Origin of the sequence: Nocardioides sp. NPDC059952 (genome assembly GCF_042730435.1) — a bacterium.
GTDB lineage: Bacteria > Actinomycetota > Actinomycetes > Propionibacteriales > Nocardioidaceae > Nocardioides.
Genome location: NZ_JBHWLY010000079.1, coordinates 1 through 19,963 on the forward strand (window position 1 = coordinate 1; position 19,963 = coordinate 19,963).

The following is a 19,963-nucleotide window of genomic DNA, read 5'->3' on the forward strand; positions in this document are numbered from 1 at the left end:
GAGCTGAGAGTGACCTATAGACCACTCTCAGCTTCACAACTCCTCCGGCGCCGAGCAGAACAGGTGCTGCTCGGCGCTCGCGTGTCCGACAGTCTGTGTCCCGTCCTCCTCGGTCCGCGGCGTCATCGACTCCGGGAAGGGCGGGGAGACCACGCCGAGGCAGAACCGGACCTCGTCGACATCGCTCGGGATCGACATCGGCCCCGTTCCGAGGTCGGTTCCGAACGGGTGGAACCAGGTCAGCGGCAACGCGGACCTCACGTCGACCTCGACGGCCTCACCCGGCGCCACCTCCGTGACCCCGACCCGTGGAATGGACTCCCACGTCTGATCGGTGTCGGGGAACCCGAAGAGCGCCTGCGACAACAGCGCCCCGTCATCGGCATCCTCGGTGACATACGCCGCGTCCTCCCGATAGCGGACGCCGGCCCCCACCGCCACGCCCGGCCGGTTGATGAGCATCAACGGCTCGTCACCGTCATTGGCGAACCGGTAGCTCACCCGGACCTCGGTGTCGCTGACCGTCACGTCGGCCTCCAACGTCGCCTCCGGCTCCGGCGCCAAGCTGGACGGACCGAACTCTCCGTAGGGCGAGTCCTCGGCGCACCCACCGAGAGACATCAGCAGCAGCGCCACCGCGAGCACGCCGACCCGCGTCATCAGCCCAGGGACGCCGGATCGGAGCAGAAGATCTGCTGGGACTCGGCGGCCGAGTCTGAGTGTGCCAGGCCGGTCACGTCGGCCGGGACGCCCTCGGAGTAGAGGTCGCGGAGGTCGAGGACACCGACGCAGAAGATGACCTCCTCGACCGGGTCCGGGACCTCCGGGACCGAGTCGTCGGTGAACGGGCGATACTCCTCGAGCGGCAGCGGCACGCGTACGTCGCGTTTCAGCTCCTCGCCCGACGCGAGCTTGGCCCAACCGACCGCCGGCATCTGGGCGAACGACGTGTCGTCCGGCAGCGCGAAGACCCGCTTGCTCACCTCGGCCCGGCTCCCGCCGCTGCCCAGGACGTAGACGGTGTCCGCCGACGCCGGCTGCAGCGCCCCGTTGGCGTACGTCGGCACCGAGTCGATCACGTAGACGTCGGTGTCCGCGTCGTTGACCACCCGATAGCTGATCTCCAGCGCGTCGCCGGCCGTGGCGATCTCGGACTCGAACCGGACCCCCCCGATCTCCCGCTCCCCCTCGGGAACCTTCGCGCAGCCGCTCATCACCAGACCTCCGGCCGTCAGCAGCGATGCGAGCATCATCAACCTAGTAGTGGTCACGGTGCGGTGCCCCCATCTCGTCGCGGAGCCCGTTCTCGGTGTAGACGTAGGGATGGTCCGGGTCGATCTGCTCCGGCGTGCTCGGGTCGTTGTCGTGGTCGACGGGCAGACCGGCAGCCTCGCGCTCGCGGTTGTTCGTCCCCTGGTTCTCAGGGTCGTCACCGTGGTATTCGCCGGGCTCGAGCGTGTCGTGCATGTAGTCGTAGACGTGCGCCATCTCGTGGTAGAGCACCGCGACCGGCGGGCCATCGACGGGCGTCTGACTGCTGCCGGTGTGCATCGTGTCGATGTCCGGCATGTACTTGATCTCGTTGCCGCCCATCGGCCCGTCGGATGCCGAGCTGTTCGGAGTCTCACCGACGTACTCGCGGATGGTCAGGTTCTCCTGCCCGATCCCCAGCACGCCCGAGTCGTCGTGTCTCCGGTCCAACGCGGCGAGCATCTGCTGACCCGTGGGCGAGGCTGCCAACATCTCGAGGTCCGCACGGGTCCGGGCGACGAACTCCGGCGAACCCTCGATCTTGATCCACTCCGGGACCTCGGTGATCTGGACGGTCACGTGCTGCTCGACGTCCTCGTCGGTGTCGCCCGACTCGCTGTGGGCCTTGTCGTCACCCGAGCCACCGTAGGTGGTGTCGGTCCCCCGCCCGGCGTAGCTCACGTCGTCGCCGGCACCACCGTGGATCCGGTCGTTGTCGTCACCACCGGAGGCGATGTCGTTGCCGTCGCCACCGACGAGCATGTCGTCGCCGTCAGCTCCTTCGAGATAGTCCTGGCCGCGACCGCCACTGATCCGATCATTTCCGGCCATGCCGTAGACGGTGTCGTCCCCGCCGGCCCCGGTGGCGAGGTCGTTGCCGCCCTGGGCGTCGATGTAATCGCGATCCGTGCCACCCGAGACCTGGTCGTCGCCGTCGCCGGCGAAGATGTGGTCGCGACCCTGGCCACCGAGTATGCGGTCGCTCCCGCTGCCGCCGTTGAGCCGGTCATCACCTCGGCCACCGAGCAGGGAGAGGTTGACGTTGGTGCCCTGCGGGACGTTGATCTCGTCGTTGCCCTCGCCGGCGCGGATGACGATCTCGTTGCCGGCAGGTACGTCGTACATCTGACCGTTGACGGTGACGACCTGTCTCCCGGTCAGCGGGTTGATCCCGACCGTGACCACGTCATCGCCGCTGCCGGTGTTGATGTAGGTCTTTCCGTCGACGTTGATCATGCCGACCGAGTCGACGTCGGCGGGGAGGTGGAACGGGTCCTGCCCCGACTCGGCGATCGCGGCCATGCTCGTCGACAGCCCCTGCCAGGCAGCAGTGGTGTCGACCAGCACCTGGCAGTCGGCGTTGAGGTCGCGGTCGAGCCCGGCCCGGATCTCGGAGGCCCTCGCGATGGCGTCGGTGACGAGCTTGCTGTCCTCGGGGGTCTCCGGTTCGAAACGAATGTCGCCCGAGGGGCTGCCCTGGTGCGGGATGTGGGCCACCGTCGCCCAGGACTGGTCGAGGTGACCCTGGGCGATGCGTACGGTGCCGGCGATCCGAGCTGTCGCCGAGGAGGCCTTGTCGGCGAGCCCGCGCGCCTTGTCGAGGTCGGTCAGGAGCGTCTTGCGGTGCCCCTCGTAGGACTCGGCGGTCTGGCCCTCCCAGTCCGCGACCACGCCCTTGGAGCCGCCGATGAACGCCTCGGTGACGCCGTCGAGCGCCTTCGCGATCGAGGTCCAGCCTCGCGACGCGTCGTCGATCGACGCCGCGTCGTCCCACAGCTTCCAGGTGCCTTCGGACATCTCGTTCTCCTCAGCGCGGGGTCGGCGTGGGGCCCGGGGACGGGCTCGGCGTGGGTGAGGGCGGCGGCGGACCCGGCGACGGCTCCGGCGGTCGGGGTGTCGGTCCCGGGGGCAGCGAATTGCTGGACCGGGCTGCCCGCGCGACATCCTCGTCGGTCGCGGAGATGTCGAACGCACACAGCATGAGGGCATCGGCGTCCGCCTCGAAGACCGCCGCGAACGACTCGAGCGCGCTGGACGCGGCCTCGACCAGCGGGCCGTGGGCAGCCGTGGTGTCGTAGCCGCCCTGGGTGTTGCCGGCATCCCGCGAGGCGACCTCGAGGGCACCGGCGTTGTCCGTGGTCGCAGCCGTCAGGTCCATCGCCCAGTCGATGCAACGGTCGGCGAGCCTGACGAGATCGTCGGGACGTACGTTGATCTGAGATGACATCGGGGCCTCCTTCGCCAGTGGAGTTCTTCCCCGAAACACGCGTGACTACACGCGAACGCGGCGCCTGTCTCAGGATTCGAGACGAGGGCGGAGGTGACCGATCAGGAGAAGGGGTTGGGGAGGGCGCCGGGGAGCTCGGCGAGGAGCTCGCGGGCACGGGCGGCGACCTTGTGCTCGACGAGGACCTCGTACTTGGTCGGCACGATGACCTTGACGCTCGAGAAGTCGCGGGTGCCGCGGGTGGCGGCGTATCCGATCAGCGACCAGATGAGGCCGAAGACGACGCCGAGGAGCACCGTCGACAGCAGGATGAAGAGGAAGTTCTCGTTGCCGAAGAGCGACACGATCAGGCCGACGAAGACGCCGAGCCAGGCGCCGGAGAGGACGCCGGCGAGGGCGACCTTGCTCCAGGTGAGGCGGCCGGTGATCCGCTCGATCTGCTTCAGCTCGGTGCCGACGATCATGCAGTTCTCGACCGGGAACTCCTTGTCGGAGAGGAAGTCGACCGTCTTCTGCGCGGCGGCGTAGTCGTCATAGGTCGCGAGCGACTGGGGAAACTCCAGCTTCAGCGGGCTCTGCGGGCCGCTGACCGGCGAGGTGAAGGACATACCCCCAGTGTGCCCCAGGCGAGGTCAGTTCTTGAGGACGCCGTTCGCGATGACGTCGAGCATGGGACGTACGTCCTTGGCCTCGAGCGAGGAGTGGTCGGCCATGGTCGCGACACCTCCGAGGAGGCGGCACACGTCGAGGTTGTCGACACCCTCGCGGAGCACGCCGTGCTCGGCCATCTCCGTCAGGACGCTCTCGTTGGCGTCGGCGTAGGTCTGGCACTTGGTGCGCAGCGGGGAGTCCTGGCAGCCCAGGGAGGCGGTGATCTTGGCGGCGGCGCCCTGGTGGCGGGTCAGCAGCGAGACGTACTCCTCGAACCAGGCGAGCAGCTTCTCCCGGCAGCCGCCCTCGGTCGCCATCGCCTTCTCGACGTGGGCAGAGACCTCCTCGATCCAGGTGGCCATGATCGCCTCGTGGAGCGCCTCGCGGGTCGGGAAGTGGCGGTAGAGGGTGCCGGGGCCGACACCCGCACGCCGGGCCACCTCATCGAGAGGTGCGTCGAGACCGCGCTCCTTGAAAACCGCATGGGCGACCTCGATGAGCCGCTCGCGGTTGCGCTTCGCGTCGGCTCTCATCCAGACCTCCTCAGTGGCTCCCGCGGCTCTGCGGGGACCTCAGTTAACAGCAAGCACCGCCATCGCAACTAAATGCATTGCTAAACGGAGACACCCTCCGGTAGTGTTCCAGTCAAGCGGAGACTTCCTCCGCTTCACTGTACTCCTCCTCCGTCTCCAACAGGAGCTCTTGAATGACATCCACCGTGGCACCACCCAAGCCACCCGCGGCCACCAAGGCCGCCGGCGCCGGGATCGCCCTGGTCCTGGTCGCCCAGCTGATGATCGTGCTCGACTCGGCGGTCGTGAACGTCGCGCTCCCCCGGATCGCCGACGACCTCGAGTTCACCCCGGCGGCACTCACCTGGGTGCTCAACGGCTACACCCTCGCCTTCGGCGGCCTGCTGCTGCTCGGCGGTCGGCTCGGCGACGTCTTCGGCAGGCGGCGTACGTTCGTCGCCGGTCTCTCCGTCTTCACCCTCTTCTCCCTGGCCGGCGGGCTCGCACCGACCGACGACCTGCTGGTCATCGCCCGCGCGCTGCAGGGCTTCGGTGCGGCGATCGCCGCGCCCCAGGTGCTCGCCCTGCTGACCACGTCGGCGAAGGACGAGGCCGGGCGCGCCCGGGCGATCGCGCTCTTCGCGGCCGTCTCCTCCAGCGGTGCCTCGATCGGGCTGATCCTGGGCGGCATCCTGACCGACATCGCGTCGTGGCGCTGGACGCTGTTCATCAACGTACCGATCGGGCTCGTCGTGCTCGCGCTCGTCGGCCGCCTCGTCGCCGAGACCGCGCCGCGACCGGGACGCTTCGACATCGTCGGCGCCGTGACCGCCACCGGTGGTGCGGCCGCGATCGTCTGGTCGCTGATCGGCGCCCCGGAGCACGGCTGGACCTCCGTACGCACCATCGGCGGGATCGCGATCGGCCTGCTCCTGCTGGTCGCCCTCGTGCTCACCGAACGCCGGGTCGCCCACCCGCTGCTGCAGCTCCACCTCTTCAACAGCCACCGCAGGGTCGCCGCGTTCATCGCCGCGGTCGGGCTCGTCGGGGCACAGTTCTCGACGTTCTACCTGACCGTGATCTACCTGCAGGGTGCGCTGGGGATGGGTCCGCTCGCGTCGGGGCTGGCATTCCTGCCGCTCACCCTGATGATCTTCGCGATGTCCCGGGTGGCGCCTCGCATCGCGGCCCGGATCGGGATGCCGCGGGTGCTGGTCCTGGGCGCCACCGGCCTGACGGTGTCGTTCCTGTGGCTGAGCACGCTGACGGAGTCGAGCACGTACGCCGGCGCCGTCCTGGCACCGTTCCTGCTCAACGGCGCCTTCGCCTCGCTCGTCTTCACCTCCACCACGGCTCTCGGCCTCGAGGGTGTCGACGCCGCCCACGCCGGCTCGGCCTCAGGTCTGGTGCAGACGATGCAGCAGCTCGGCGGCTCGATCGGCCTGGCCGTGATCGCCTCGGTCTACGTCGCCAACGGCACCCCCGGCGAAGTCGTCCCGGGGATGCGCGAGGCCTTCTACGCCGCGGCCGCCCTCGGCGCGCTCGGGATCATCGCCTCGCTGAGCGTCGTGCTCCGGCGACCCTCCGGGTCGCATGCGTACGTCCCCGGGCGGGCGGCGGTCGAGGTCGACTGAGTCATCGCGCACCGAAGCTCGCCCCCGGCTCGCGATCGCGAGCCGGGGGCGAGTCGTACGTCAGGGTCAGCCGCCGTAGACGGCCAGCTCCTGCAGGTGCAAGGCATAGGCGTTGCTGGTGTTTCCGCTACCGGTCACCCGGACATATCGGAAGCTCCCGCTCACCGGATACCAGTCCCCCACATCAGTCTGCGGCGAGTCCGTGGTCTTGGCAGCGATCGGCGTGTAGGTGATGCCGTCGACGCTGCCCTCCAGGGTGTAGCGATAGGACCGCCGATCCGCGTAGTAGGGCGTCACCCTGACCCCGGAGACCGGGCGTACGTCACCCAGATCGACCTGCAGCCACGCGGGCTTGCCGGAGCACTGTGCCGGGTTGCACAGCCAGTTGGTGTGCAGCTTGGCGTCGACCGCGCGGTCCGGGCTCGCCGCACCCTCGCTGCTGGACGCGGTAGCCGGCTTGCCCTCGCTGAGCGGCGTGGGAATCTCACCGCTGCAGGCCAGGGTCGGCGCCCCGAACGAGGCCGCATCGAAGGAACGGTTGCCGTCGGAGCGATCGATCACGATCCGGAGCTGCCGCACCCCGCTGATGTCCACGTCGAGGCGGATCGCCTCGGTTCCGGTGGTCGCCAACCCGCTGCGCAGCACCGGTGTGGCGTGGATCCGCCGGCCATCGCCCCACACCTCCACCACCACGTCGCCGTCGGCAGCATGGTTCATCGCATCGTCGATGCCGACGACGGTGACGAACCGCTGGCACGCCTGGCCCAGCTCGAACCGAACCTCGCCGGCGGCGTTGGTGCCCAGGCCCTTCGAGTAGGCGGTGCCGTCGAGCAGGATCGGCGCACCGTCACCGGAGGGCGTCGCCGGGGTCACGGTGTCGCGGGCGACCGGATGCTCCCCGTCGTGGTTGCGCGAGGAGGAGAACGGCACGTCGCTGAGCTGGATCCGGCCAGGTCCGTCGACCGGCAGCACCGCACTGGCCGTCTTCTGCTTCGTACCGGCCTGCTGGTCGTACGTCACCTCGAGGTCGACCTCGGCCTCGGTGGTCTCCGACGGCAGCTCGGTGCCGGCCGCGACGCTCCAGCTCACCGTCGCAGTGCCGCCCGGGGCGAGTCGCGTCCGCAGCTCTCCGGTCGCTGTGGCGACGATGCCTTCCGGAGCGGTGACCCGGGCCGCCATGTTCTCCAGCGCAGCGAACGGGTTGTTGTTGACCACCGTCAACGCGATCGTGCCCGGGTCCTCGCCGATCGTGCCGGCCGGGCGGACCGACACAGCCGCACCGAAGTCCGCCGCGGACATCTGTTGCAAGGCACGGGTGGCTTCGGCGTAGGTGTCACCGTGCGGCTTGGTCGGGTAGCGATCCGTTGCCCGCGACCACTCGTCGGCGACCGCTTGCCAGTTGATCGCTGTTGGTGCCTCACCAGTGCGCAGGGACTCGCGCAGCGCGTCGAAGTAGCGCTCCCACCGAGGCGCGTAGTAACCGTCGAGCAGCCCGGACCAGTCGCGGTACGCATAGTCGGTCAGCGACAGGTTCAGCGTCCACGAGGCGAGGATGCGGCGAGCGTCATGCTCGAGAGCATCGGCTTCGTCGGGCGACGAGGCGAAGGCACGAGCCTTCGCCAGCCAGGGGCCGACCATCTGATCGGACCGGGTGGCGCTGACCCGGTCGGCGGTGTCGATGGCCTCGATCCAGGCGGTGGTGAGTCGGTCGAACTCTGCCGTGTCACGCTCGGCGTACGCCTGCCGGATCTGGGTCAGCAACGGGTGGGAGTATTCGACGACCACCTGCCGCGCGATCTCGGCGAGGTCGTGCCGATAGGTCTCGCTGGTGCGCAGCGACGGCTTCACCCGCAACAGCGACGGCAGCGCCGCCGCGAAGTCCGTCGGGTCGTAACGGTTCCCGGGAGCGGTGTAGTTGCTCGGCCGGGTGGCCGTCAGCGACGGGACAGCGGCGAACAGACCGCTGGTCCCGGCCGAGCGGTTGTTGTTCGGAGCGATCGAGTAGGCGGTGTCCTGCAACGTCTTCCAAGCGGCGCGCGCCGCCGGGTCGGTCGCGCCGTAGCGAGCATCCGCGTACTCGGCGAACCAGGCGTCCAGGTCGACCGGCCCGGTCTGCCAAGGCAGCTCGGCGAGGAACTCCATCGCGACGGCATTGTTGTAGCTGGCTTCCGGAAGGATCGCGATGCCGTCGAGCGCGCTGTTCGGGCGGGCCCGGAACTCGAAGAACCGTTCGTTCCAGGCCTTGATCGGGGCTCCGACGGTCGAGTTCCCGCCGAAGTTCCAGATCGACCCGAAGGCGTACGGCGTGCCCTTCCACTGGGTGTCTCGCTGCGGGTCGAGGTTCCGGTCGGAGAGCCCGTCCACGATCAGCATCCGGCTGCGGTCCACCGCGTCGAGGGTCTCCTGGCGCGGGTTGCTCTGCCAGCCGAGGGCAACCCAGATGGCACCAGGATGCGCGGCGTCCAGGGCGTCCTGGACCGCGACCGACGCCTGGCCGACCGGGACCGAACCCGCCGACCCGCCCTCGTGCAACAGGTCCATCTTGTACATCGTCGACGCTCCGACGACGTCGTTCTGGAGCTGATAGAAACGTTCGGCCACCTCACCGAAGAGCTGCTGCGTAGGAGCCAACCAGTCCGGCCGCCGCAGACCGGACCAGGTGCCCTGCGGGACGGTGACGGCGCCCGGGTTGCGGGTGGCGAAGTCGGTCGGCACGGTGCCGAAGTAGCCCGGGAGCACCGGCGTGATCCCCATCGAGCGCATGTAGTCGGCGATGCGTCGGCCGAGATCGGCGCGCTCTTCCAGCAGAGCGGGAGTGACCGGGTCCGTGAAGTTCCACATGTTCTGCATCAGCCACCACTGCTGATAGACCGGCGACGGGATCCAGGCCCGCGCCTCGGTCTCGGAATAGCCGTACTCCTGCAGCAGCCGGTAGTAGACCATCTCGGACCCGACCGGGAGGAACATCTCGTTGACGCCGTGCATGGCGTTGATGTCGACGAGCTCCCGCCAGTCCTCGAAGGTGCGGAACGGCCCCGAGTAGCCGTCCTCGGTGTCGTTGCCGGAGAACCGGTGCAACACCACAGACGTGCCCTCGATGGGGCGCTTGGGCAGAGGCAGGGAGCCATGGATCGGCGTCTGGTTGCCGGTCCAGGAGACGTCCGCCTTGGCGACCTTCTTCAGGTAGGCGTTGGCCCCCATCAGGACCGCCGGAGTGCTCGTCCCCTCCACCAGGATCCGGCCCCTGTGGGCACTGACCCGATACCGGTCGCCGTCACCGTGATGCACCGACAGCTCGAACCGGGCCGCGTGCCGCTTGCCGAGGATCCTGACGAGAGCCTCGCGGGCCGGGCGCGTTGCACCTTGGCCCGACGAAGCCGCGAAGCCGGGCGGCGCGGCAGTGGCCGGGCCGGTGGCGGTGATCAGACCGAGCAGACCGAGCAGCATCGCCACGACGACGCCGAGGGTGACTCCCCTGATCTGCAGCGGGTGTTGGCGACGACCGCTCGTCGGATGAGCCTGTTGACTGCGTCGCTGGCGCTTCGGCATCGTGCCTCCAGAATTATGCAGAACATTTTCGTAATGTGGGCACATACTCCTCCCGGACATGACGGCGGTCAAGGGGTTTCGGCGGCTACTGACGGAGGAAGGAAGCCGGTAACTTGTTCGTCATGGGCGGAAACCGGGGCGCGCGATGAGGGGAGAGTCGAGCGGAAACGGCGTGCTGCGGCGGCTCAACACGACCGCGGTCCTCGAAGGAGTCCGAGCCGCGGGGCCGGCAGGAGCACGCATCACCGAGCTGGCTGCCGACACCCGGTTGACCCGGCCGACGGTCTCACAGGCGATCGACGAGCTGGCGTCCGCTGCCGTCGTCGAGCCACTGGCCCCGTCGGAACCGTCCGGAGCCGGCCGGCCCGCCACCCGGTACGTGCTGCGCAGCGGGCTGCTGCCCGTGCTCGGGCTGGACATCGGACCCCACCGGGTTGCGGCTGCCATCGTCAACGTCCAGGGTGGATCGCTGGCGCACGAGACGATCGGAGTGCCGCCGGGCGCCGACCCGGCCGCGGTTCGACGTCAGGTCAGCACACTGGTCGATCGCGTACTTCTGGCTGCGGAGCTGCCGGAAGATCGGATCGGAGCGGTGGTTGCCGGGTCGCCCGGTGTCGTCGGCCCCGAGCTAAGCCGGGTGACCATAGCGCCGTCCGCCCCTGGCAACACCGACGCTGGACTCTTCGCCGACCTCGCCGAGCGATTCCCGGCGCGGCTGCTGGTGGAGAACGACGCGAACCTGGCCGCCATCGCGGCCAGCGTCGAGCACCCGGGCCGGACGCTGGTCGTGATCCACTGGGGCGAGCGACTCGGCGCCGGGGTGGTGATCGATGGCGCCCTCCATCGCGGGGCCCACCGAGCGGCCGGCGAGGTCGGCCTGATCCCGGTCTCCGCCGACGGCGTGCAGTTCGACGAGCACGGCCGGGGGCCGCTGGAGCATGCCCTCGGCGCTGCGGGAATCGCCGAGATGGCCAGGGCGGAGGCGTCCCGTCACCCGGGCGGGGCACTGCCGGCCGACCGACCCCTGACGGCCCAGCAGGTCTTCGCCGCGGCCGCGGAGGGCGATCGGGCCGCCGTCGCGGCGGTGTCGGCGGTCGCCAAGAAGATGGTGGAGAGGCTGGCCCCGGTCTTCCTGACGATCGATCCGGATGTCGTGGTCCTCACCGGAGGCGTCGCCAACGCCGGCGAGTTCCTGGTGGACCAGCTTCGCCGGCTTCTGCCCCGGTTCACACTGGTCCCGCCGGAGCTTGCCCTGCTGGTCCCTGCCGACCATGCAGTGCTCGCCGGCGCGCTCACGCTGGCGGCGAGCCGAGCCTGGGACGACCTGATCGCCTCGGTGCAGCCAGGTCACCCCTGGTCGGTCAGCGGGACAGAACCTTCTCGGCCAGCGAGGTGAAGAAACCGAGGCCGTCGGTGCCGGACCCGGTGAGGGTCTCGACCGCGTGCTCGGGGTGCGGCATCAGGCCGACGACGTTGCCGGCCTCGTTGGTGATGCCGGCGATGTCGTTGACCGACCCGTTGGGGTTGACGTCGAGGTAGCGCGCGACGACGCGGCCCTCGCCCTCGAGCCGATTGATGGTGTCGGCGTCGGCGACGTACTGTCCCTCGCCGTTCTTCAGCGGGACCACGATCTCCTGGCCCTCGGTGAAGGCGGAGGTCCAGGCGGTCGAGGCGTTCTCGATGCGCAGCTTCTGGTCGCGGCAGATGAACTTGAGGTGGTCGTTGCGCAGCAGGCCACCAGGAAGCAGGTGGGACTCCACCAGCATCTGGAAGCCGTTGCAGATGCCGAGCACCGGAAGGCCCTTCTGGGCACCCTCGATGACCTCGGTCATGATCGGGGCGAAGCGGGAGATGGCACCGCAGCGCAGGTAGTCACCGTAGGAGAAGCCGCCCGGCAGGATCACCGCGTCGACGCCCTGCAGGTCGTGGTCACCGTGCCACAGCGCAACGGCCTCGTTGCCGCCGACACGGACCGCGCGCTGCGCGTCGACGTCGTCGAGGGTGCCAGGGAACGTGATGACGCCGATCTTCACTGCTCGACCCGAACGACGAAGTTCTCGATCACCGTGTTGGCCAGGAAGGTCTCGGCCAGCTTCTCGATCTGGGCGAGCGCGTCGTCGGTGACCTCGGGGATCTCCAGCTCGAACCGCTTGCCCTGACGGACCTCGGTGACCCCGGTGAACCCGAGCCGCGGCAGGGCGCCGAGTACGGCCTTCCCCTGCGGGTCGAGAATCTCGGGCTTGGGCATGACGTCGACGACAACGCGAGGCATGGCTGCAGTCTAGGTCGGCCCTACGCCGCTCACCTAAACCGTTCGCACCCCGCCCCGCCCGGTCTTTACGATCGATCCTCGTGCGCCATCTGCTGATCGACATCACCCCGCTGCGTACGTCCCCCGCTTTCCGCCGGTTCTTCGTCGGGCGGGCGGTGTCGGGGCTCGGTGGGCAGATCTCGGTGGTCGCGGTGATGTACCAGGTCTGGGAGGCGACCCACAGCCCGTTCTGGTCCGGCAGCGTCGCGCTCGCACGGCTCGTCCCGCTGCTCACGATCGGGCTCTGGGGAGGCGCGGTGGCCGACCGGGCGGACCGGCGCTCGATCCTGCTGGTCACCAACCTCACCCAGCTCGTGCTGGCGCTGCTGCTGATGGCGCAGGCACTCTGGCTGGGCACCTCGCCGTCCTCGCTCGGACTCGTCCTCGTGCTGGTCGCGCTCATGGCCGCCGCCGGCTCGGTCGCTGCCCCTGCGAGCATGAGCGTGATCCCGCGGCTCCTCTCCACCGACCAGGTAGCCGCCGGGCTCGCCCTCAACCGGCTGAGCTTCCAGGGGTCGATGCTCCTCGGCCCGGCGCTGGGCGGGCTGATCATCGGCTACGCCGGCCTCGAGATCGCGTACGCCGTCGATGCGGCCTCCTTCTGCGCCGGGTTCCTCGGGGTCCTCGGCCTCCCCGCTCTCGCGCCCACGACGAGAACGAGGGGTGGCGGAATCCTCGAAGGTCTGCGCTTCGCGGCCACCCAGCCGGTCGTACGCGGCGTGCTCCTCGTCGACCTGGCAGCCACCGTCCTGGCGATGCCCGTGAGCCTGTTCCCGCTGGTCAACGAGGAGAGGTTCGGCGGCGACCCACGTACGCTCGGGCTGTTCCTGACCGCGATCGCGGTCGGCGGGGTGGTGGCCTCTCTCGTCTCCGGTTCGTTCACCGGACGCAGCCGCCCCGGCCTGATCACGATCTGCGCCGCAGCCGTGTGGGGTGCCAGCCTCGGCGCCGTCGGGCTGGTCACCTCACCGTGGCTGTGCCTCGGCCTGCTCGCCGTCGCCGGGGCGGCCGACTCGGTCAGCGTGGTCACCCGCGGCACGCTCATCCAGCTCGCCGTGCCCGACGACCTGCGCGGCCGGACCGCCGCGATCGAGATGATCGTCGGCGCCGGCGGGCCGGAGATCGGCAATCTCCGCGGCGGTGCCGTCGCCCAGCTGACCTCCGGCTCGTTCGCCCTGGTCAGCGGGGGCATCACCTGCCTCCTCGCCCTCGCCGCTGTCGGCGCGACCGCCCGGCCGATGCTCGCCTTCCGGACACCGTCGCGGCGTGTGCGAACCGGCGGGTGACCGCCACCGGAGGAGTCCGGCTCAGGACGGCGGCGCACATCGGGCTTGTCGGGTGTCACCACCCGTGGAGGCCAGCGGTCCCGAAAAGACATGGCCCACCACGTCCCGACACGCAATGATTCAGCGCTCTTGAAGACTGGAGATCCGGCGATGACCGTGCCACACATACGGCTCGATAAACGTGCAGAGCGTCGCAACCATCTCGTGAAGGTGGCGCTCGGCGTCGCGCCACTTGCTGCCTTACTGATGGCCCGGGCGTTCGGCGCCGACGGCAGAGCCATCGAGGTCCTGGTCACCGTCGCTGCTTCCTGGGCTCTGATCGCGGTTGTGATCGTCCTGGTCACGCCGATGATGACCCGACGCCGACGCGTCCTCGCCGAGCGCATTCTTGCGACCCATCCCGATGCCGCCGTCGTCACGGGGTTCGCATCGAAGGGCACCAGGGATCACGCGCGGGCGCTGGGGGTCAACCTGCTCGGCCTCAACAACGGTGCGACGATCGCTCTCGGCGTCCGCCCTGGTCTCATCGAGGTCTGGGGTATGGGCGACACGGAGCCGCGATGGGTCCTCGACCGGAGAGCGGGAGCATTCCAGGTGCGGGTCGAACGGCTCCCTCACGCCGACCGCACCCTCCTGGGCATCCGGATCGCCGACGGTCGCGCTTCCGTCGAGCTCATCCCAGCCGACCGAGGTGGGCGGATCGCCGCGGTCGAGGCGGCTCTCGACGCGCTCGGCGTGGATCGCAACGATCACATCGAACCGTAGGTCGAAGATCGCAGCCACCGGGTGACTGCGATCTTCGAGCTTAAGCGGCGGAGCCCGACGCGCAGGCTGGGCACAAGCGCACCTGACCTTCCCAGCCTCCGAACCGAAGCAGCTCACCGATGCCAGCCGCCGTCCGGCACGGGTCACCGAGCACCTGGCCGTAGGTCAGCCGAACAGTCCGAACCTTGCGGGCGACAGCAGCATCCAGATCACGAGCATGGTCGGCGTCGCGAGCCGCAGCACTGCCATGGAAGGCGCGACCGTCGAGCTCGACGACCAAGCCGTAAGCCGAATAGATGACGTCGCGCTCGACCGAGACGCCCGCGATCGAGTCGCCGACCTGCCGCTCCCCCGCCGGCAGGGCGTGGGCGCGCTCGACGCGGCGCAGGTACTCGCGCTCGAGCACCGAGCACGCACCCGTCTTGAGATCTTCGAGCAGCTCGCCGAGGAGATGCCGATCACGCAACCGTCGACGATGCCCCAGGGCCTCGACCAACGCCCCGGCCCTCAGTGTCCTGCTCTGGACCAGGTCGGCGAGCATCGAGAATGCCTCGTTGACATCGGCAGCCTCCGCGGCCGCGTCGATCGCCGCTTCAGCAATCAGCTGTCGCGGCGGAAAGGCGGCCCAGTCGACGTACCCCTCGAAGCGGGCCCGCCGTCGAACGATCACACCCTCTGGCACGCGCACCGTGCGGCCCATCGGCACCATCACCTCGATCGGCGCCCGCTCGCGCGGCTTCGGCAGCGCAGATCTCCCGGTCAAAGCGGCCGGCCAGCACACCAGCACTGCCGCCCACGCACGCTGGCCCCACGTCGGATTGCCGGTGTGATTGACGTAGACCCCAGGATGGATCGCGGTGAGCTCACGGTTGCGTGCGAGGCGACGGATGTCGTGGTCCTGGGCATGCAGCTCGCGTAGCTGCCTCCTCGAGATGACCCCGCCTTGGACCTCATCGCGCAGCCACTCCATCCCGTCATGGTCGAACGGCTGCCTCGCGTCCCCCGAGTCGCCCATATGACAGTCCTATCCCGAGAATGCCCGGCCTGACCCCACAAACTCGAAGATCGCAGCCACCGGGTGACTGCGATCTTCGAGCTACGGCACTTGCCGACGTACGAAAGACCTACTTGAGCTCGCGCTTGAGGATCTTGCCGGTGGCGGTCATCGGCAGGGCGTCGACGATCTCGACGATGCGCGGGTACTTGTAGGCCGCCATCTGCTCCTTCGACCACGCGACGATCTCCTCGGAGGTCGCGGAGGCGCCGGGCTTGAGGACGAGGACGGCCTTGATCTCCTCACCGTGGGAGTCGTGCGGGACGCCGATCACGGCGGCCAGCGAGACCGCCGGGTGGGTGAGCAGGACCTCTTCGATCTCGCGCGGGTAGACGTTGAAGCCGCCGCGGATGATGAGCTCCTTGGCGCGGTCGACGATGTAGTACCACCCGTCCTCGTCGCGCTTGGCGAGGTCGCCCGAGCGGAACCAGCCGTCCGAGGTGAGCACCTCGGCGGTGGCCTCAGGACGGTCGTAGTAGCCCTTGAAGATGTTGTGGCCCTTGATCGCGATCTCGCCGATCGCGTCGGCGGTCCACTCGATGTCGTCCCACGACGCCGGGTCGATCAGGCGCATCTCGACGCCGGGGATCGGGACACCGATCGAGCCCGGACGCACCGGCTGGCCGTAGAGCGAGAACGACGCCACCGGCGAGGTCTCGGAGAGGCCGTAGCCCTCGAGGATGGTCACGCCGAAGCGCTTCTCGAACTCCTTGTGGATCTCGACCGGGAGGGCCGAGCCACCTGCGGCCGCGACCCGCAGGTTCTTGGCGAGCGTGGCCACGTCGATGTCCTCGGAGAGGGCACCGAGCAGACCCCAGTACATCGTCGGCACACCGGCGAAGAAGGTGACGCTCTCCTTGAGCATCGTCGCCAGCGCCGCCGCGGCGTCGAAGCGCGGCAGGAGCACGACGGTGCCACCGAAGGCGAACGCGCCGTTCTGCACCACGGTCTGACCGAAGGCGTGGAAGAGGGGCAGCACGGCGAGATAGGTGTCGGGACGCTCGGCCGAGGCACCGAAGAGCTCGGCGCCGGCCAGCGCGTTGTCGCGCATGTTGCGGTGGCGCAGCTCGGCGCCCTTGGGCTGCCCGGTGGTGCCGGAGGTGTAGAGGATGACCGCAGTGTCGTCCTCGTCGGTGGCCACGGTCTCGAACGTCGGCGGCTGGGCCCCGATGCCCTGACCGAGCGTGGTCACACCCTCGATCGGCGACGCGGCGGTCGGGTCGGCGGTGATCAGGAAGAGGTTCTCGACCCCGGCCTCCTGCGCACCGGCGTGCGCCTCGGCGCCGATGGCGAGCTCCGGGGTGCCCTCGAAGGCGAAGAGGGCCTTCGCGTCGGAGTCCTTGAGGTGGTAGGCCACCTCGCGTCCCTTGAGCAGCACGTTGAGCGGGACGACGGTGGCTCCGGCCTTGAGGATGCCGAAGTAGACCATCGTGAAGTAGGGCAGGTTCGGGCTCATCAGGGCGACCCGGTCACCCGCGCCGATGCCCTTGCTCGCCAGCAGGTTCGCGACCTGGTTGGCGGCACCGTTGATCTGGGCGTAGTTCAGGCGGATGTCGCCCAGGACGATCGCGGTGCGCTCGGGATAGCTCGCCGCGGAGTCTTCGAGCAGCGAAGCGAGGTTGTACGTGGACACATGGCCTCCAGTGGTGTGCGTGTTACGCGTCACAACTTACCCGCAGGTAGCCACCCGAGAAACAGCGTCCTCGGTTTTTAGTGCGACACGTGTCTCAGAATCGGTGCCCGGTCAGCTTCTCGTACGCCTCGACGTACTTAGCCCGCGTGCGCGCGACGATCTCCTCGGGAAGGTCCGGCGGCGGACCACCGGCGGCCCGGTCCCAGCCGGACTCGGGCGAGAGCAGCCAGCGGCGGATCACGTCCTTGTCGAAGCTGGGGATCGCGCTGCCCGGGTGCCACTGCGACGCGTCCCAGTATCGGGAGGAGTCGGGAGTGAGCACCTCGTCGGCGAGCACGATCGTGCGGATGCCCAGGTCGTCCTGGCGTACGCCGAACTCGAACTTCGTGTCGGCCAGGATGAGGCCGCAGCCGCGGGCGATCTCGTCGGCGCGCTGGTAGACCGCCAGGGTCAGCCGGCGCACCGCGGAGGCGTCGTCCTCGCCGATCAGCTTGGAGATGTATTCGTAGGTGACGTTCTCGTCGTGGTCGCCGAGCTCGGCCTTGGTGGCCGGGGTGAAGATCGGCGGGGTGAGCCGGGAGCCGTCGACCAGGCCTCCCGGGAGGCGGATGCCGCAGACCTCGCCGGTGGACTCGTACTCACGCAGGCCCGAGCCGGTCAGGTAGCCGCGCGCGACGCACTCGACGGGCAGCATGTGAAGCTTCTGGGCAACCACCGCACGGCCGGCCACCGACTCCGGCACGTCGGTCGAGAGGACGTGGGTCGGCACCAGGTCCTCGAACTGCTCGAACCACCACAGCGACAGCCGGGTGAGGATCTCGCCCTTGTCCGGGATGACCGCGTCGAAGACGTGGTCGAAGGCCGAGATGCGGTCGCTGGCGACCATCAGGAGCTGGCCGGCGTACGGACCCTCCTCCAGCTCGTAGAGGTCGCGCACCTTGCCGGAGTGGAGGTGCTTCGTGCCCGGGATCGCCGGCGCCGGGGGGATGTTGAGTTCAGCCACGGGATCAGCCTAAGAGATGGTCTTCCGAATCCGTTTCTCGCTTAAGTAGACTGTTTCGAGCGATTTAAGCGGGAGGGCCGCGCATGGAACGACGACCACAGCCAGATTTCTTGATCATCGGGGCACCGAAAGCCGGGACCACAGCCCTGCACTCGGCGCTGGCGAGGCACCCACAGGTGTTCGCCACGACACCGAAGGAGCCGAAGTACTGGCTCTGCGACGACGCTCCGCCGCCGCACTGGCGCGGCCCCGGCGACAAGCACTCCCAGCAGGAGTGGGTCTGGCGGCGCACGGACTACGACCGACTCTTCGACGCCGCCCCCGAGCACGCGGTCCGGGGCGAGAGCACGCCGTTCTACCTCTGGTCCACCAGCGCCCAGCGGCGGATCGCCCGGGAGCTTCCGGAGGTGAAGCTGATCGCCGTCGTGCGCGACCCGATCGACCGCGCCTACTCCAACTGGATGCACCTGTGGTGCGACGGGCTGGAGCCCGTCGCCGACTTCCCCACGGCGTTCCGGCTCCAGGACGAGCGCGCCCACCACGGCTGGGCGCCGTTCTGGCGCTACCGCGAGCTCGGGCTCTACGGCCGGCAGCTCGACCACCTCTACGGGCTGGTCGGCGAGGACCGGGTGCTGGTGGTGCGCTACCGCGACATCGTCGACGAGCCCGCCGCGACCGTCGACCGCGCCTGCCGATTCCTCGGCATCGAGCAGGGCCACGTCGACCACATCCCGAAGGACAACCACAGGACGTACGTCGAACCCGGCTGGCGCCCGAAGGCGCTCGGTCCGGTGATCAGGGGCGGCGCCTGGCTCGGTCAGTTCGCTCCGCCGGAGGTGTGGCGTCGGAGCTACCCGCCGCTGCTGCGTCAGCTCTCCGGGCCGGGCGACCACCACCGGCCCCGGCTGACGCCGGAGCAGCGCGAGCAGCTGCTGCCCGCGTTCGCCGAGGACATCGAGCTGCTCACCAAGGTGAGCGGTCAGGACTTCTCCGACTGGCTCTCCACCGCGAGCCGGGGATCGTTCCAGGAGCGCGCGAGGCTCGCGGAGAACCTCAGCGAACCAGCGTGATCAGGTCGTGGGCGCCGTCCTCACGGGCGGCCTCCACGTAGTAGCGAATTCTTCCGTCGGGCAGCGGAACGGCGCTGGCGTAGCGGAAGGCGCCGTCGGAGTGCGGGCTCGCGATCGGGGCCGCCTCGGCGTCGGCGACGAGCTGGGTGCCGTCCCAGCGGGCGATGCCGGTGGTCTCGTACCAGTTGGACTCGGCGTCGGCGCGGCCGTCGTAGAGGACGACGAGCGGGTCATGGGAGACGACCGTGGTGACCCGGGCCCCGCGGGCGTCCCAGCGACCGGGCCGGCCGGCGAGAACCTCGCCGTCGTCGTGCCACTCCAAGCCGTCGGTGGAGGTGAGGTAGCGGGTCGTCATCCGGTCCTCGTGGCCGGGCTCGGTGAGCGGGTGGCAGCAGAGCCACATCTGCCAGGTCTGGGTCACCGGGTCGATCGCGATCACCGGGTCCTTGACCGCGACGGTGTCGCTGCCAGGATGGACGACCTGGCGGCGGCCCTCGGGGAGCCCCTCGACGGTGTCGGCGGTGAGGCTGTCGACCCACCAGTGCTTGGAGTCCCAGGTGGCGCAGGAGAGGTAGAGCCGCCAGCCTCCGCCGTCGGGAAGCGGCACCAGCACGGGTCGCTCCAGGGATTCGCAGCCGAACTGGTCGCGGTGGACCTCGGTCACGATCTCGAACCGCACCCCGTCGGTCGACCGGGCGACGCTCACCGTCACCCCGCGCCCGTCCGAGAGCGGCCGCCGGTTGCGCCAGGTCAGCCAGAAGACCCCGTCGACGAGGACCGCACTCGCGGCGCCGGCCCAGTTGCCCGGGCCTTCGCCGGGTGCCGGGATGACGAGCTCAGCACCGTCGTAGGACGGCAGGGACGGCAGCACACCGATGGTCATGGAGTCATCTTAGTCGAGTCATTCACTCGCCTAAGGATCCACGCCGGGGTGGGGCAGAGCTGTAACACGTCGTTCGTAGAACTACTCGCCCGATCGGAACGACCGGATAGTCCGACAAACAGCGTGTTACATCT

18 protein-coding genes are annotated in these 19,963 nt (G+C 69.3%); 5 read left to right on the forward strand and 13 right to left on the reverse strand.

All coding sequences use genetic code 11. The features are described 5' to 3' along the window. Nucleotides 1-33: 33 nt before the first annotated feature. The 6 genes from ACFV9G_RS25320 to ACFV9G_RS25345 all read right to left on the reverse strand — a co-directional run bounded on the left by ACFV9G_RS25320 (nt 34) and on the right by ACFV9G_RS25345 (nt 4,662). On the reverse strand, nt 34-660 hold the full coding sequence (locus ACFV9G_RS25320; protein WP_378731225.1) for a hypothetical protein: 627 nt from the start codon (nt 658-660) through the stop codon (nt 34-36). Further along, nucleotides 660-1,250, reverse strand: a complete 591-nt coding sequence (locus ACFV9G_RS25325) for a hypothetical protein (protein ID WP_378731227.1) — start codon at nt 1,248-1,250, stop codon at nt 660-662. The genes ACFV9G_RS25320 and ACFV9G_RS25325 overlap by 1 nt, the downstream gene beginning before the upstream one ends. Nucleotides 1,251-1,257: 7 nt before the next feature. Next, nucleotides 1,258-3,048 carry a M91 family zinc metallopeptidase gene (locus tag ACFV9G_RS25330; RefSeq protein ID WP_378731229.1) on the reverse strand — a complete coding sequence of 597 codons (1,791 nt, stop codon included), beginning with the start codon at nt 3,046-3,048 and terminating at the stop codon, nt 1,258-1,260. A 10-nt stretch (nt 3,049-3,058) separates the two neighbouring features. Then, nucleotides 3,059-3,478, reverse strand: a complete 420-nt coding sequence (locus tag ACFV9G_RS25335; RefSeq protein WP_378731231.1) for a hypothetical protein — start codon at nt 3,476-3,478, stop codon at nt 3,059-3,061. Nucleotides 3,479-3,579: 101 nt separating this feature from the next. After that, nucleotides 3,580-4,086: a general stress protein gene (locus tag ACFV9G_RS25340; protein ID WP_378731233.1), complete on the reverse strand. Its 507-nt coding sequence runs from the start codon at nt 4,084-4,086 to the stop codon at nt 3,580-3,582. 24 nt (nt 4,087-4,110) lie between these two features. Then, a complete protein-coding gene (locus ACFV9G_RS25345; RefSeq protein WP_091045698.1) occupies nt 4,111-4,662 on the reverse strand; it encodes a TetR/AcrR family transcriptional regulator in 552 nt (183 codons plus the stop codon). Nucleotides 4,663-4,835: 173 nt separating this feature from the next. On the opposite strand from ACFV9G_RS25345, the gene ACFV9G_RS25350 reads away from it, so the two are divergent. Continuing rightward, nucleotides 4,836-6,275 (forward strand): MFS transporter, encoded by a 1,440-nt coding sequence (locus tag ACFV9G_RS25350; RefSeq protein ID WP_378731236.1) that lies wholly within the window; start codon nt 4,836-4,838, stop codon nt 6,273-6,275. Between the two features lie 66 nt (nt 6,276-6,341). Here ACFV9G_RS25350 and ACFV9G_RS25355 read toward each other — a convergent pair whose 3' ends face one another. Then, the gene (locus tag ACFV9G_RS25355; RefSeq protein WP_378731238.1) at nt 6,342-9,824 is read right to left on the reverse strand and encodes an alpha-N-acetylglucosaminidase TIM-barrel domain-containing protein; all 3,483 of its coding nucleotides are present in this window, start codon (nt 9,822-9,824) and stop codon (nt 6,342-6,344) included. Between the two features lie 145 nt (nt 9,825-9,969). Here ACFV9G_RS25355 and ACFV9G_RS25360 point away from each other — a divergent pair, with 145 nt between their 5' ends. Next, complete coding sequence (locus ACFV9G_RS25360) at nt 9,970-11,220, forward strand: ROK family protein (RefSeq protein WP_378731240.1); 1,251 nt, start codon at nt 9,970-9,972, stop codon at nt 11,218-11,220. Here ACFV9G_RS25360 and purQ read toward each other — a convergent pair. Further along, nucleotides 11,186-11,857: a phosphoribosylformylglycinamidine synthase subunit PurQ gene (purQ, locus tag ACFV9G_RS25365; protein ID WP_378731242.1), complete on the reverse strand. Its 672-nt coding sequence runs from the start codon at nt 11,855-11,857 to the stop codon at nt 11,186-11,188. The genes ACFV9G_RS25360 and purQ overlap by 35 nt on opposite strands. Further along, nucleotides 11,854-12,096, reverse strand: a complete 243-nt coding sequence (gene purS, locus ACFV9G_RS25370; RefSeq protein ID WP_091045685.1) for a phosphoribosylformylglycinamidine synthase subunit PurS — start codon at nt 12,094-12,096, stop codon at nt 11,854-11,856. Before purS ends, purQ begins: the two co-directional genes overlap by 4 nt. A gap of 80 nt (nt 12,097-12,176) precedes the next feature. Between purS and ACFV9G_RS25375 the strand changes: the two genes are divergently transcribed. After that, complete coding sequence (locus ACFV9G_RS25375) at nt 12,177-13,421, forward strand: MFS transporter (protein ID WP_378731245.1); 1,245 nt, start codon at nt 12,177-12,179, stop codon at nt 13,419-13,421. 150 nt (nt 13,422-13,571) lie between these two features. Continuing rightward, nucleotides 13,572-14,186, forward strand: a complete 615-nt coding sequence (locus tag ACFV9G_RS25380; protein WP_378731247.1) for a hypothetical protein — start codon at nt 13,572-13,574, stop codon at nt 14,184-14,186. 40 nt (nt 14,187-14,226) lie between these two features. Here the strand turns inward: ACFV9G_RS25380 and ACFV9G_RS25385 are convergent, their stop codons facing one another. The 3 genes from ACFV9G_RS25385 to ACFV9G_RS25395 form a co-directional block, all read right to left on the reverse strand. Next, nucleotides 14,227-15,156: a hypothetical protein gene (locus ACFV9G_RS25385; RefSeq protein WP_378731249.1), complete on the reverse strand. Its 930-nt coding sequence runs from the start codon at nt 15,154-15,156 to the stop codon at nt 14,227-14,229. A 154-nt stretch (nt 15,157-15,310) separates the two neighbouring features. After that, nucleotides 15,311-16,873 carry a long-chain fatty acid--CoA ligase gene (locus ACFV9G_RS25390; RefSeq protein WP_378731251.1) on the reverse strand — a complete coding sequence of 521 codons (1,563 nt, stop codon included), beginning with the start codon at nt 16,871-16,873 and terminating at the stop codon, nt 15,311-15,313. Nucleotides 16,874-16,967: 94 nt separating this feature from the next. Next, on the reverse strand, nt 16,968-17,876 hold the full coding sequence (locus ACFV9G_RS25395) for a phosphoribosylaminoimidazolesuccinocarboxamide synthase (RefSeq protein WP_378731253.1): 909 nt from the start codon (nt 17,874-17,876) through the stop codon (nt 16,968-16,970). Nucleotides 17,877-17,959: 83 nt separating this feature from the next. On the opposite strand from ACFV9G_RS25395, the gene ACFV9G_RS25400 reads away from it, so the two are divergent. Continuing rightward, a complete protein-coding gene (locus ACFV9G_RS25400; RefSeq protein ID WP_378731255.1) occupies nt 17,960-18,946 on the forward strand; it encodes a sulfotransferase family protein in 987 nt (328 codons plus the stop codon). Here the strand turns inward: ACFV9G_RS25400 and ACFV9G_RS25405 are convergent. Then, complete coding sequence (locus ACFV9G_RS25405) at nt 18,930-19,829, reverse strand: hypothetical protein (RefSeq protein WP_378731257.1); 900 nt, start codon at nt 19,827-19,829, stop codon at nt 18,930-18,932. The two genes, ACFV9G_RS25400 and ACFV9G_RS25405, sit on opposite strands and share 17 nt — an antisense overlap. Nucleotides 19,830-19,963: the final 134 nt, after the last annotated feature.